The 13060-nt window shown below is 59.0% G+C and carries 10 protein-coding genes; 5 read left to right on the top strand and 5 right to left on the bottom strand.

The features are described 5' to 3' along the window. The first annotated feature begins 114 nt into the window (after positions 1-114). The 5 genes from IPP88_01570 (at position 115) to IPP88_01550 (ending at position 8526) form a co-directional block, all read left to right on the top strand. Entirely contained in the window at positions 115-996 is an 882-nt protein-coding gene (locus IPP88_01570; protein ID MBL0121456.1) for a hypothetical protein, read from the top strand. 888 nt (positions 997-1884) lie between these two features. Then, positions 1885-2268 (top strand): cupin domain-containing protein, encoded by a 384-nt coding sequence (locus tag IPP88_01565; protein MBL0121455.1) that lies wholly within the window; start codon positions 1885-1887, stop codon positions 2266-2268. 388 nt (positions 2269-2656) lie between these two features. Then, positions 2657-5131 carry an EAL domain-containing protein gene (locus IPP88_01560; protein ID MBL0121454.1) on the top strand — a complete coding sequence of 825 codons (2475 nt, stop codon included), beginning with the start codon at positions 2657-2659 and terminating at the stop codon, positions 5129-5131. A 313-nt stretch (positions 5132-5444) separates the two neighbouring features. Then, on the top strand, positions 5445-7748 hold the full coding sequence (locus IPP88_01555) for a S8 family serine peptidase (protein MBL0121453.1): 2304 nt from the start codon (positions 5445-5447) through the stop codon (positions 7746-7748). A 61-nt stretch (positions 7749-7809) separates the two neighbouring features. Beyond that, positions 7810-8526 carry a hypothetical protein gene (locus tag IPP88_01550; protein MBL0121452.1) on the top strand — a complete coding sequence of 239 codons (717 nt, stop codon included), beginning with the start codon at positions 7810-7812 and terminating at the stop codon, positions 8524-8526. 1367 nt (positions 8527-9893) lie between these two features. On the opposite strand, the gene IPP88_01545 is transcribed toward IPP88_01550, so the two are convergent. The 5 genes from IPP88_01545 to IPP88_01525 form a co-directional block, all read right to left on the bottom strand. Further along, positions 9894-10691 carry a putative DNA-binding domain-containing protein gene (locus IPP88_01545; GenBank protein MBL0121451.1) on the bottom strand — a complete coding sequence of 266 codons (798 nt, stop codon included), beginning with the start codon at positions 10689-10691 and terminating at the stop codon, positions 9894-9896. Beyond that, the gene (locus tag IPP88_01540) at positions 10681-11547 is read right to left on the bottom strand and encodes a DUF692 domain-containing protein (protein MBL0121450.1); all 867 of its coding nucleotides are present in this window, start codon (positions 11545-11547) and stop codon (positions 10681-10683) included. The genes IPP88_01545 and IPP88_01540 overlap by 11 nt, the downstream gene beginning before the upstream one ends. A gap of 84 nt (positions 11548-11631) precedes the next feature. Next, complete coding sequence (locus IPP88_01535; GenBank protein MBL0121449.1) at positions 11632-11922, bottom strand: DUF2282 domain-containing protein; 291 nt, start codon at positions 11920-11922, stop codon at positions 11632-11634. A 154-nt stretch (positions 11923-12076) separates the two neighbouring features. Next, entirely contained in the window at positions 12077-12328 is a 252-nt protein-coding gene (locus IPP88_01530; GenBank protein MBL0121448.1) for a zf-HC2 domain-containing protein, read from the bottom strand. Position 12329: 1 nt separating this feature from the next. Then, a complete protein-coding gene (locus tag IPP88_01525; protein MBL0121447.1) occupies positions 12330-12902 on the bottom strand; it encodes a sigma-70 family RNA polymerase sigma factor in 573 nt (190 codons plus the stop codon). Positions 12903-13060 lie beyond the last annotated feature (158 nt).

Here is a 13060-nt window from a genome sequence, read left to right as displayed (position 1 = left end):
TTGTGATGGGCGCAATTGTGCGGCTTCGTCACATACTGTTGAAGTCGGTCGCACAGCTCACGCGTAAATTGCGTTAAATTGCCTCACACGTTCCGATAGAACCTTGAGGATCCCATGCGCCCTTTCATTCGCGCCGCCTGTTTGATCGCACTGCCGCTCGCGATGATCGCGCCCGCTTTCACTTCTGCCGCGGAATTCACCGCCAGGGACCTCGCCGCCGAAGAAGGCAAGTTCGCCGCATACTCCGTGAAGAACGGCATGCGCGCGGCCTTTCTCGAATTCTTCGCCGAGCCATCCTGGCTGCTGCGCCCCGAACCGGTGGACGCCAAAACCTGGCTGCGTGCGCGGCCCGACCCCGCCATCGTGCTCGACTGGAAATCGCAGCGCACCGTGCGCGCGGCCTCGGGCGATCTGGGCTTCTCCACCGGTCCATGGCTACGGCGCAGCAAGACCGACCCCAGCGCACCCGCCGCGCACGGCCAGTTCTTTTCCGTGTGGCAAAAGCAACCGGGCGGCGAATGGAAAGTGCTCATCGATCACGGCATCTCGCACGGCGCCACCGCCACGCCCGACGCCTTGCCCACCACACCATTGATCGCGCTCGATTTGACCGCGCAGCAATCCGGCGCCGCCGCGCCAGTTGGCGATGCCGAGCAGCAATTCATCGCGCGCGGCACTGCCACCTACGCGGATGTCATCACGCCGCGCACCCGCCTGCTGCGCGAGGGCCAGTTCCCCATCGACGGCACGGCGGCCATCGGCGAATATCTGAAATCGCAGGAAGGACAATGGTCGTGGACGGTGAACCTGCAAGGCGTCTCGCGCGCCAATGACCTCGCCTACGCCGTCGGCAATTTCACATGGCAACCGAAAGAAGGTGCCGCGCGCAAGGGGCAGTACGTGCGCGTGTGGGTGCGCGACGCGAGCGGCGGGTTGCCACCGCGCTGGACGCTGGCGGCGGAAGTGATGACGCCGGAGCCAGCGCCGAAGTCGTAGCGGCTGTTGGTCTCGCGCAGGCTTTTGCCAACGCGACCGGGCGTGTCCGTAATAGAAACTCAAATGGCCATCTGCAAAATTCCGTTCGCCCTGAGGTATCGAAGGGTTGAACGGGCCACCATATCAAGAAAACCACACAACCCGCGCTTCGATACCTCAGCGCGAACGGAGTCTTCTTAAACATTTATTGCACAAACTCACGCACTGGCGCGGCGTTTCAGGCCTTTTTGCCTTGAAAGCCCGCCAATGCTAGGGTTTCGCTAACTCCGCGTTATCTTGCCCGAACGCTTACCATCAAACCTCGCTGCTGCTTTTCGTGATTCTGTTAATGGTCGTGTTATGCAGCAAGCGCGGTGATAAGCTATTGTTCATGATGAACTTTTGTCCTCTTGTCCACAGCGCGTTATGCCGCATCGCGGAATGATAGGCGGACGCCATGCCCCCTAAATATAGTTATGTCTAGGGATGTTATGAGCGAAACTCGGCGGGCGAAGTCATACCTTTGGCTTTACGTACTTCTGCTAATGGGTGGCGTGTTATTGTTGCGCGTTTGATGGTGTCGCGTATTTGCCGTACCGAAATTTCGCATTCGCATTCCTGGCTCCTCGTTTGACGTTTATTTGCCTGCTAGTCGCCCCAACTGTGGCCGTCATTTGCTTTCGTGTTCTTCGAACAAACCACTTCAAGCAAGTGTTGGTTTGGCTTTCCAATTTTGGACGATCATAGTTTGTGAAGTGATCTTACTTTGGTGCTGGCTGTGCTCGCCCTAAGTGAGTACGCCCAAGTGAAGGCATAACTATGCGGTCAAGTTCGTTCCCTTCGGTCGCTGGGACGCCGCAAAAGCGCGCCGCCCTTTACCTTAATCGTTAACGATCGGAGAAAAACTCGATGGAACTCATCCGAAAACAAGACATCGATACTTTCTCCAACTCCGCAGTCCGATCACGACAACTGATCTTTCCGGAAAACTCAAACTCAAAACGCATCACCGTCACCCGCGTCACGCTGCCACCGGGTGCGAAGAATCCGCCGCATCGGCACGCCACTTCCGAGCAAGTCTGGGTGGCGCTACACGGAACGGGCCGGTTGCTGCTGGACGACGACGCAACAGCGGTATTCGCGGCGGGTGACGTGGTCCGCTTCGAAGACAACGAGTATCACGGCATCGAAAACACCGGCACGTTGGAATTCGAATACATATCCATCACATCGCCGCCGCTGAACTTTCGCAGTGCGTACGAGAAAATGTGGTCGGACGGGTCAGAACCGTAGGTCAGCGGCTTCTCGCCAAGCTGGCAATCATTTGCCGCCTCATGCTGTCGCCGAATTTGGTGGCAGCGGACAAATATCTTCGGCGACTTCCTGCGTCGAATCCCATGTGATGCGTCCGCCCAAAACCCCCCGGGTGCTGGCGCCGCGTATCCCGCAAACGTGCTCGCGCCATATCCGAAAACGCGCAAAGTCCGACACAAGGTCTTACAATCTGCGCACCAAAACCGCCTTGAATTGTGGATTTCGTCACTTACGCGCCAACATGCCGTCCGTTATCCTCCAGCCATGAATTTCATCAATCGATCCGCACGTTCAAGCAGAAAGATGCAGCCGGCCCGACGCGGCGGCCGCGACTCCGTTCGGACGAAGATGAGATCGCGAGGCTGATATGCACGATTACAACATTTACGCACGCGCCTACTGGTGGACCATTGCCGGTATCGGTTATGTATTGCTGGCCGACGCGCTCATCTTCGTCAGCGCAATGCCCAACCAGACAATTTTGCAAATCGCGCTGGCCATTGCTTTCGTCGCCACGGTTGCTTTCTTCCCGGTAAAGATTCCCGGAACCAAGCTATCGGTTGCGGCCGGCGAGATCTTCATCTTCCTGGCGCTGCTGTTGTTTGGCGTGGAAGCCGCGGCCATCGCCGCCGCCATCGAAGGCGCGATTGGCGCGGTGCGATTGTCCAAACGCTGGACAAGCTGGTTCGGCACGCCGGCCATGGCGGCCATCGCGGTATCGATCAGCGGCTTTGGTTTCATCGCCGTTCGCAACATGCTCGATCAGCACGACATGCTCAATGGCGCCGCGTACCTGTTGCTGTTGACCGTATTCGCGGTCGTTTACTGCGCCTTGACCAATCTGCTGCCGTCCATGTTGCTGGCGCTCAAGCGCGGCGAACGGCTGGACGTGGAAGCGCTGTTCAAGGATCACAACTGGATGGCGGTAGCGCACGTTTGCAGCGCCGCCATTGCCGGCCTTCTCTACTATGCCGGCGCCAAGTTCGGTGTCTGGGTGGCATTCGCCGCGTCGCCGACGATCGTGCTGTCGCTCTCGTCCGCGCACTTCCTGTTTGCGCGCGCGAATGCCGAGCGCGAGGCGCAAGCGGCGCTGCTGGACGTCGCCAAGCAGGAATCGCAACGCGCCCAGGCGCACGCGGCCGAGATCCAGCGCAGCCAGGCGCGGTTCCACGGCGCGTTCACCAACGCCGCGATCGGCATGGCGCTGGTTTCAGCCAAGGGCGCGATCCTGCAGGTCAATCCGGCGGTCTGCAAAATGCTGGGATACTACGAGTCCGAACTGCTCGGCAGCGGGCTCGGCACCATCATGCCGCCGCAGGATTTCGAGTTGCTGCTCGGCGACATCGCCCGAATCAGCAAGGCGGCCACCTCGGCGATAGAGCGCGAACTGTTTTGTATCGACAAGCATGGTGAGGCGATCGGTGTGGCGTTCAGCGTCGCCTATTTTGGCGACGGCACCAACGATCCGGACCTGATTGTGCAAATGCAGGACATTCGCGAGCGCAAGGAAGCGGAAGCCAAGCTGCTGCGGATCGCGTTTCACGACACGCTGACCGGCTTGCCGAATCGTGTGTACTTTCGCGACCAGCTGACAAAAGCGCTTGCCCGCGTCAAGCGCGACGAGAATGCGCGGTTCGCGCTGATGTTCCTCGATTTCGACCGGTTCAAATCCGTCAACGATAGCCTGGGCCATGGCGCGGGCGACGAATTGCTGACCGGCTTCGCCACCCGCATCAAGGGCGTGGTGCGCAGCACCGACACCGTGGCGCGACTCGGCGGCGACGAATTCGCGGTGCTGGTCGAGGAAGTCACGAGCGATGAGCGTGTCATCGATCTCGCCAGGCGGATTCAGGACACGTTCCGCGCGCCGTTTTGCATCGAAGGCACCAACATCACCTCGAGTGCCAGCATCGGCATCGCATTCGGCAGCGGCAAGTATGAATCGCCCGACGACGTGATACGCGACGCGGACCTGGCCATGTACAAGGCCAAGACATCGGGCAAGGCGCGTTATGCGGTATTCGATTCGAGTCTTCACGACCGCGCGGCGGCCGAGCTGCAGCTTGAAAATGAATTGCGCCGCGCGATCAACGTCGGCGAACTTCGTATCCACTACCAGTCGCAGCACGAACTCGGCAACCGCACCCTGTGCGGCTATGAAGCGCTGGTACGCTGGGCACACCCGAAGCGCGGGTTGCTCTATCCCGGGACCTTCCTGCCAATTGCCGAGGAGACGGGGCTCATCGTTCCGCTCGGCAAATGGGTGATCGAACAAGTGTGTCAGCAGATGAAGATCTGGCGCGAGAGTCCGCAGGGACAGTCGCTGCGCGTGTCGATCAACGTCTCGGGCCGCGAAATCCGCCAGGAGAGTTTTGCCACCTTTCTGTTCGCGCAACTTGCCGCCAACGACGTGCCGGCGAATCTGGTGACCATTGAGCTAAGCGAACGTGCGCTCATCGAGGGGCATCAATCCGGCGCCAATACGCTCGCCACGCTGCGTGCCGCCGGCGTGTCCATCAACATCGATGACTTCGGCACCGGCTTTTCGTCCCTGAGCCACCTCACCAGTCTGCCGATTGACGGCATAAAGATTGACCGCACGTTTGTCCAGCAGGCGGGCGAGGCCCGGGAGGCCCGGGAAATCATTCGCGCCATTACCTCACTCGGTCGCGCCCTGGACAAGCGCGTACATGCGCAGGGCATCGAAACCGAAGCGCAGTGGCGCGTCATGCAGGAGCTCGGCGTCGATATTGGCCAGGGAAACTTGAGCTCGCCACCCGTCACCGCCAACGAGATCGACCTGCTGATGTCCAGCAGCCGCCTGATCCGCAGCGCACGCTAGCAGCCCACCGGCCCTGTCGGCGGCGCCTGGCGGCAGCGGAAATTGTACGTCGAAATGACCTGCACCTTTTCACTGCTCACTGCTTACTGCTTACTGCAATAGATTCCAACGCCGTTCGCCACCATTGCGGCGAGTGCCCGCTTGACGCGGCTTCGCGAATCACGATGAAAACCCGACACAAGGTTTTACAATCCCGCGCCGCAACTGTGGATTTCTTCACTTTTTTTTGCAGGCATGGTCGCTAATCTTGAGCCTGATAAGCCACTCCACAAAAACACCAGACGCATTGTCTGAAAAAACATCACGGTGCCACATGACCTCACTAAGTAACCTGTTCTTCCGTTCCGTCCGTGCCCATGGGCTGGTGCCCGTTGCTTCGGGTGCGCGTGTCTCCACGCAAGAAGCGCGCGGGCTCCACATCACCGCATCAGGCAAGGCGCTTGCGGCAATGCTGACGGCCACGGCGATACTGTTTACCGGCGCGGGATTCAATACGGTTCATGCGGAGGGCTGGGGCCGCAAAGTAGGCGCCAAGATCGCGAAGGATCTGGATGCCGAAATCAGCAGCAGCCGATCGGGCAATTCCAGGTGGGCGCGCGACGTCAATGGTGCGAAACAGGTCCAGGTCATCATCGTTGGGGATCGTTCCGACCCGGACATGTCCGACCTGCGCGCGAAGGTGCTGCAACTTGGCGGCTCCGTGCACGCGTTCTTTCCGTCCTTGCCGGCCATTACCGCGCAGGTCAAATCCAGCCAGGTACGGATGCTTTCGCAACGCGACGATGTGCTCAGCGTGTCGCCCAATCGCGAGACCCAGCGCACCTTCAGCGCGCTCGAATCCATTACCGGCGCCCTCACCAGCAACGTCCGCACCTATAGCTCCAAGACCGCCTATACCGGCCTCGACGGCAGCGGTGTCGGCATCGCCATTCTCGATTCCGGCGTCATGAGCAAGCACGATGCCTTTGACAATGGCCTGGACCGCGTCAAGCGCAACGTCAACATGTTGAACGGCAATCTCGCCAATTGGATCAACGGCAGCGGTGCCACGTCGCTGCAACCCGGCAGCCTGGCGCTTAACAACTACGAGGCTTCCATCGCCGCCGATATGGTTTACACCCAGGACGGCTACGGTCATGGCACCCACGTCGCATCCGTCGCCGCTGGGCGCTATTCCGCGCCTTCGGACAGCACCGCGCCCGATATCAACGGCGTTGCGCCCAAAGCCAATATTTACGACGTACGGGTACTGGGCGACACCGGCTTCGGCACGATCAGCGATGCCATCGAAGGCATCCAGTGGGTGATCTACCACGCGAAGGAATACAACATCCGCGTGTTGAATATCAGCCTCGCCGCAGGCTCGGCCGAATCCGCCCTGACCGATCCCCTTTGCGTGGCCGTCCGCAGCGCCACCGCTGCCGGCATCACCGTCGTGGTGGCTGCCGGCAACTTCGGCAAGAACCTCGTCGGGCAAGAAATGTACGGCGTGATCAGTTCGCCAGGCAACGACCCGTCGGTGATCACGGTCGGCTCGGTTAACAATCTCGGCACGACGACGCGCGGCGACGACGCCATCAACGGCTTCAGTTCGCGCGGCCCGACCCGCGGTTCCTACATCGACGCCGCCGGCGTGCGCCAGGTCGACAACCTGTTGAAGCCTGACTTGGTGGCGCCGGGCAACAAGATCGTCGGCGCCGCGGCCACGAAAAGCACCGCACTCACCTGGAATTTCCTCGCCAATACGTTCAAGAGCCTGCTGGTGACGCCGCTGGGTATCACGGCAACCCTGACCGAAACCAAAATGCTGCTGAGCGGTACGTCGATCGCTGCCCCGGCCGTCTCGGGCACGGTCGCGCTGATGCTGCAAGCCAATCCGGGACTTACGCCACCTTTGATCAAGGCGATCCTGCAATACTCGGCCCAGCCGTTGCCGGGCGCCAACCTGCTGCAACAGGGTGCGGGCTTGCTCAACGTCGATGGTGCGGTCACATTAGCCAAGTCGCTGCGCACGGATATCAATACCGCGGTTGAAGCCGGCAGCATTGCGTCCGGCGCGAGCCTCCTTGCCGCCGGCAAGGTCATGCCCGCCGCCACGTCAACCATCAACGGCCAGACGTTCAACTGGAGCCGCATCGTCTATGCAGGTGGCAATCAGGTCTTGAGCGGAAGTGCACTGTTTACCAAATTCCAGCCGATCTGGGATCACCGTCTGGTGTGGGCCCGCCATCTTGCAGGGCGTCACACGGTGACCTACTGGCCCGGCACCAACTATGTCAAGTCGATAACCATGGCAGCCGCGTCGAACCAGTCACTCGTGACCGGTGGCGTGGTAAGTGCAAACCTCTTGCTCGGCTCGAGTTCTTCCCTCAGGAAATCGGGCGCGTTTACACCGACCTCGTCACTCAGCACCTGGCTGCTGTCGGGAAGCGGTTTCACCTACGGCAGCGGCGTGATCCTGACCGAGGGTGTCATTCTCAGCGAAGGCGTGATCCTGACAGAGGGTGTGATCCTCACCGAAGGCGTGATTCTCACCGAAGGCGTGATCCTGACGGAAGGCGTGATCCTGACCGAGGGCGTGATTTTGACGGAAGGCGCAGTGCTCGGCGAGCGCTGATTCATCTCCCACCGGACGATGATCACCCTCCCCGAACCAGTCGAATTCGCGAGAAACTGACATGCACGACTACAACGCCAACGCACGCGCCTACTGGTGGATCCTTGCCGTCATCGGCTACGGACTCCTGGCCAACGCGCTGCTTTCCATCGTCGCACTACCCGTGGCGACTATTTTCCAGATCGCCCTGATCACGGCCTTTGTGTGTGTCGTGGCGTTCTTCCCCGTAAAAATTCCCGGGACGACGCTGTCGTTCGCCAGTGGCGAGATTTTCATCTTTCTGGCCCTGATGCTGTACGGTGTGGAAGCGGCAGCCATCGCGGCCGCGACCGAGGGCGCGCTCGGCGCGGTCCGCGGGTCCAAACGCTGGACGAGCTGGTTCGGCTCACCCGCCATGGCCGCCATCGCGACCTCGATCAGCGGCTACGCTTTCCTTGCCGCGCGTAATGCGCTGGAACAGCACGCCATGTTGAATGGCGCAACGCTACCGCTGCTATTGACCCTGTTCGCGATCGTCTATTTCGCGCTGTGCAATGTGTTGCCGTCGATGTTACTGGCACTCAAGCGCAACGACCGTCTCGACGTTCCTGGGTTGCTAAAGGACCGCAACTGGATGGCCATCACGCATATCTGCAGCATCGCCATCGCCAGTCTCATTCAACTCGCCGACCCCAAGGTCGATGCGTGGGCACTGTTTGCCGCGTTGCCGGTGATTGTCATTCTGCACTGGACCGCGCGCTCAACACTGAAGCACGCCGAGTCACAACTCCGGGCATAAGCGATATCGGCCCGGAGGATTGCCGCGGATCATGAGCCCCGCGGCAATTGAAAAATCCGGGATGACGCTCACGCGAGTGCACGACGTTCGCGACGGGAGTGATGACGCCGAAGACACGGGTAAAGTTGTCGCGGGACGTGGCACGCTTTCACTGATACTCGCGTGACGTGGCGGGATTCCGTCAACGCAAAACAGCCTATCTCCACTCGTCAACTCATGGCCGTTCGGCCTGAGCCCGCCCCGGTACGTTTGAGGCCGGCGGCGAACGGGGATTCTTGGCAAACGAAATGCACAAACTCAAGCACTGGCGCGGCGTTTACGGGCTTTTCGCCCGGAAAACCGCACCAGCGCTAGTGTTTCACGAACTCGGTGGTGTCCTTTTCGTACACCGGCCATTAAACCTCGCTGCTGCATTTCGTGATTCTGCTTTTGATAGTGTTACGCAGCAGGCGCGGTGATAAGCTTGTTCATGGTGAATTTTGGTCCCCTTGTCCACAACACGTTATGCAGCAGCGCGGAATGTCATGCGGATGCCATGCTCTCTAAATATAGGCGTCAAGAGTGACGCCTGAGCTACGCAACAAGCTCCGCGTGCATCCCATTCGTAGGATCATGTCCGCGTCGGTTGGCATTGCGTTGGTTCCATTGACGCTCTACGTTGGTCTGCCTGATCGGAACGGTGGAGCGGTCGCCGTAGCTATAGGCTTATTTTTCATGTGCACCGTCCGCATTCTTCGGCCGTTCCCACTCGTCCCGCCATTTGGAACGGGTGCCATTGAGAGAAGTCGCGCGTTGCAAGCTCATCTTGACCAAGTTACCGTCGGGCCTCCGGCTCTGTATCGTCAACTTGAACAGTTCGGCCTACTTTTCACCGCAGTTGGTGCAGTGCTCAATGCGGCGAGGTATTTCTAGCCATGGTCGCGCATGATTACTTGTCAGACCATTCGCTCGCTTATGAAATTGACGCCAACCCCTTGGTCAACCGGACGCTCCAAGGCACGCCTGCCTTGGGCATCATTTCATTCTTGCCCAAGCCAGGCATGCCGTTCCGCGCCAGTTGCCGCTAACGTTAACGATCCTATAGAAACTCGATGGCACTCATCTTCAAACAAGGCATCGAGCCCCTCTCAAACTCCGCCGTCAGATCGCGCCAGCTGTTTTCGCGGTCCACACCGGGCCGGAAGGACCAGGTGTTTTTAACGGTTCTCCCTGCGTTACGCAGTAGTCAGAAATAGTGGCGATAGTTTCACACCATGGTTCGTCATTCCCGCGCACAACCACAAGGATTGCGCTGGGCGAGAATGACAGCGGACGCTGGTTATTGCCGTCAGTATTCCAAGCTGCTGCGTAATTCCTGCGCAGCCGAATCACGTAGCGTCGCGAGAGAAATCGACAATCACGCCGCGTTGCGCGCATTCGAGCAGAAACGCCTGCAGATCAAATTCGCTGTCTGTTTCGAGCGCCGCCGCAGCCGCCCGCTCCAGCGTACGCCGCGCATGCAGTTCGCACATGAAGCGGTATTCACCCGCGGCGAGGCTTTGAATCACCACCTCCAGACCGCCGCCAACACCACTGTCCCGGCGCACCATCAGCGCATCGCCGCCTTGCGCCCAGTCAATCTGCATGTCACCGGCAAAATCCGGCTGGTTGACCTGCCAGATGCGCAGGACCGGATACGCGGATACGAGCAATCGCACAGCCGGGTGCAGATGAAAAACCAGCAAGCCATGCGCGTCAGGCGCGACCGAGGCGAGACGGCCCAGATCCATCGGTGCGGCGTCGGCCGCATGAAAGCATTCGTGCCATGCCCATTCCAGTTTTGCCACGTCTGCAAGATATGGCAATTCTGTCGCGTGCGGGTAATTCGCCAGAAACGATGGCCATTCGCGACCGAACTGATTCAGGTCGCCGGAATGCGACGGCGTCACACGGATGAACTGATCCGCCGCATGCAGAAAAAAAGCGTCACCGACAATGCGATTGACGACGGGAAAAATATCCTTCAGCGCGCCACGTAAATTTGAAAGCACATTGTGCCGATAGACTTCCATGCGGCGCGCGGCAGAAAGTTTTCCGCCGCGGATCAGGTCACCGGCTTTCTTCTCATCCGGTGTGCCTCCAGCCATCAGCAATTCCGCCATTGCGCGCTGTACGTCACGCAGCATGCGACACCTCCGGCTCATGCGCGGCGAGAATGCGATTGGCTTTCTCCGCTTCGTCCAGCAACACATCGAGCGAAGGAATATCGGTATCCCATTCGATCAGCGTCGGCACTTTGCCGAAGCGCGTGATGGCGTATTGGTAGAGCGCCCAGACATCGTCGCACACGGCGGCGCCATGCGTGTCGATCAGCAATTCACCGGTGTCCTGGAAGCCGGCCAGGTGAATCTCGCCGACGCTGCCCGACGCGATCGCATCGAGATAGGTCAACGCATCGAAATCATGATTGACGGCATTGACGTAAATATTATTCACGTCGAGCAAAATCCGGCAGCCGGCACGACGGGACACTTCGCGCACGAATTCCCATTCCGGAATGGTCGAATCGACGAATTCGAGGTAACTGGAGACGTTCTCGACGAGAATCGGACGTTTGAGAAAATCCTGAATTTCGCCGACTCGATGAATCACGTGCTCAAGCGATTCTTCGGTGTACGGCAGCGGCAACAAGTCGTTCATGAAGCGGCCGTTTACACCCACCCAGCATATGTGTTCCGAAACCAGCACCGGGTCGATCGTATCCACCAGCCGCTTCAGTTTTCGCAGGTGGTTGGGGTCGAGCGGATCGACCGATCCCAGCGAGAGGCCGACACCGTGCGTGCTGATTGGATAGTCCTCGCGAAATCGCTCCAGGTACTTCAGTGGCTGGCCGCCGTCACCAAAGAAATTCTCGCTGTGTACTTCGAGGAACGACACCGCGGGCGCCCGAGCGAGCATGGCCTGGTAGTGCGGCGCGCGCAAACCAACACCGGCGCGCTGCGCGATCGAAAAATCATTCGGTGGCAATGTGGGGGTGTGCATCATCAAAAAAAATGCCCTCGCTCTTTACGGCGAGGGCATCAATCTCAAGGGAATTGCTGATGAACTAGACTTTGATTCAACGGCTTAGTACGCCTGCTTTGGCGCGTCGGTCTTGGCGTCCGGTTTCTTGAGCGAGCCCTTCATGGATTCGCATGTGCCCTTGGCGACATATTTCCATTCTTCCGGAATGTTGTCGGCGGCGGCCTGGCCGGCGCACGAGTGTTTGGCCGTGCCACAGTCGTTCATGCCTTTCTTGGCAACGCCGAAGCATTTTTCTTTCTCCGCCTTCTTTTCCTGGGCAACCGCGATGCCGCTGGCGGTGGACAATGCAACGAGGCCGGCTATGGCGGACGACAGAATCAGTTTGGTATTCATCGGTATCTCCTGCGTGTGTTTGTTGGGGGTGGAGTGGGAACAGCCAAGTTTGACAACTACGTGAGCAATGTTACGTCAGCCCTTAAATTCAGGGGCCAATCATATGCTTTTTTTGACCGTCATGTTGGTCTGCAGTGAAGATTCGCCGGCGGATTCAGGTTGACCCATCGGCCACCGGCGGTCCCGCGTCAGCATATTGCCTGGCAAACCGACGCAGGAAATCCAGTTGCGCTGCTACTTGCCGGCAACCGAGGCAATCGAAAAGGTGATTCTTCAGGGCCTCCTGCTCCTCAGGTGACAATGCGGCATCCTGTTGGCGGCTCATCAATCGAGCCGCTTCCTTGCATGCGAGTTCTGCTGCCCGGCTCTCGCCATTGTTCATGCTATTTTTCACGGCATTGTTCATGTTAGCGCCCTCCCTGAAACCAGTTGCGATCGAGGCACTCGCGGAGCGCAAGCCGTGCACGATGCAGCATTACCCAGCAGTTGGACGCGCTGATGCCTTCTTCCTTACATATATCTTCAGTATCCATGCCCATGACTTCCCGCTTGAAAAACACGCGACCGGCTGCTTTGGGCAGCTTGTCCAGGCAGTGCTCAAACGCATCGAAAAACTGCTTTTGTTCGAGTGCGCCGTCGGGATTCGCCCATTCGTTGACTTGCGAGTTCCAATGCCCGGTATCGTCAAACATGCGGTCCGTCCATTCCGGGTTGGCAGAGTCGTCGTCCTCCGCCGCGCTTGAAAATTTCGCGCGCTCGCTGATGACGCGACGTTGAAAATCGATAATCTTGAATTTCAGAATCGAGGTCAACCAGGTGCGCAGGCTGGACTGGCCGGAAAACCCGCCGGCGCCTTCCAGCGCGGCGAGCAGCGCTTCCTGAACCACCTCTTCGGCCTGTGCGCCATCACGCAATTTGGCGACCGCAAATCGCAGCAAATAGCCACGGTGGCTCTCGATATCCGCATATAAACTCACCATGTGTTCCGGGGGGTTGATATTTTTCTTGCCGACCATAGGTACTTTTTCTTGTTCGCGACATGCGAGTCTATAAGAATTTTCAACGCGCCAGAAACCCCATTGAAACCTCTTGAAAAAGCGTTGGGCAATCCAACCTATTGAACACGGCAATATACCTT

It is taken from the genome of Betaproteobacteria bacterium, assembly GCA_016720925.1.
GTDB lineage: Bacteria > Pseudomonadota > Gammaproteobacteria > Burkholderiales > Usitatibacteraceae > UKL13-2.
This window is presented reverse-complemented; position numbering and strand designations above follow the sequence as displayed.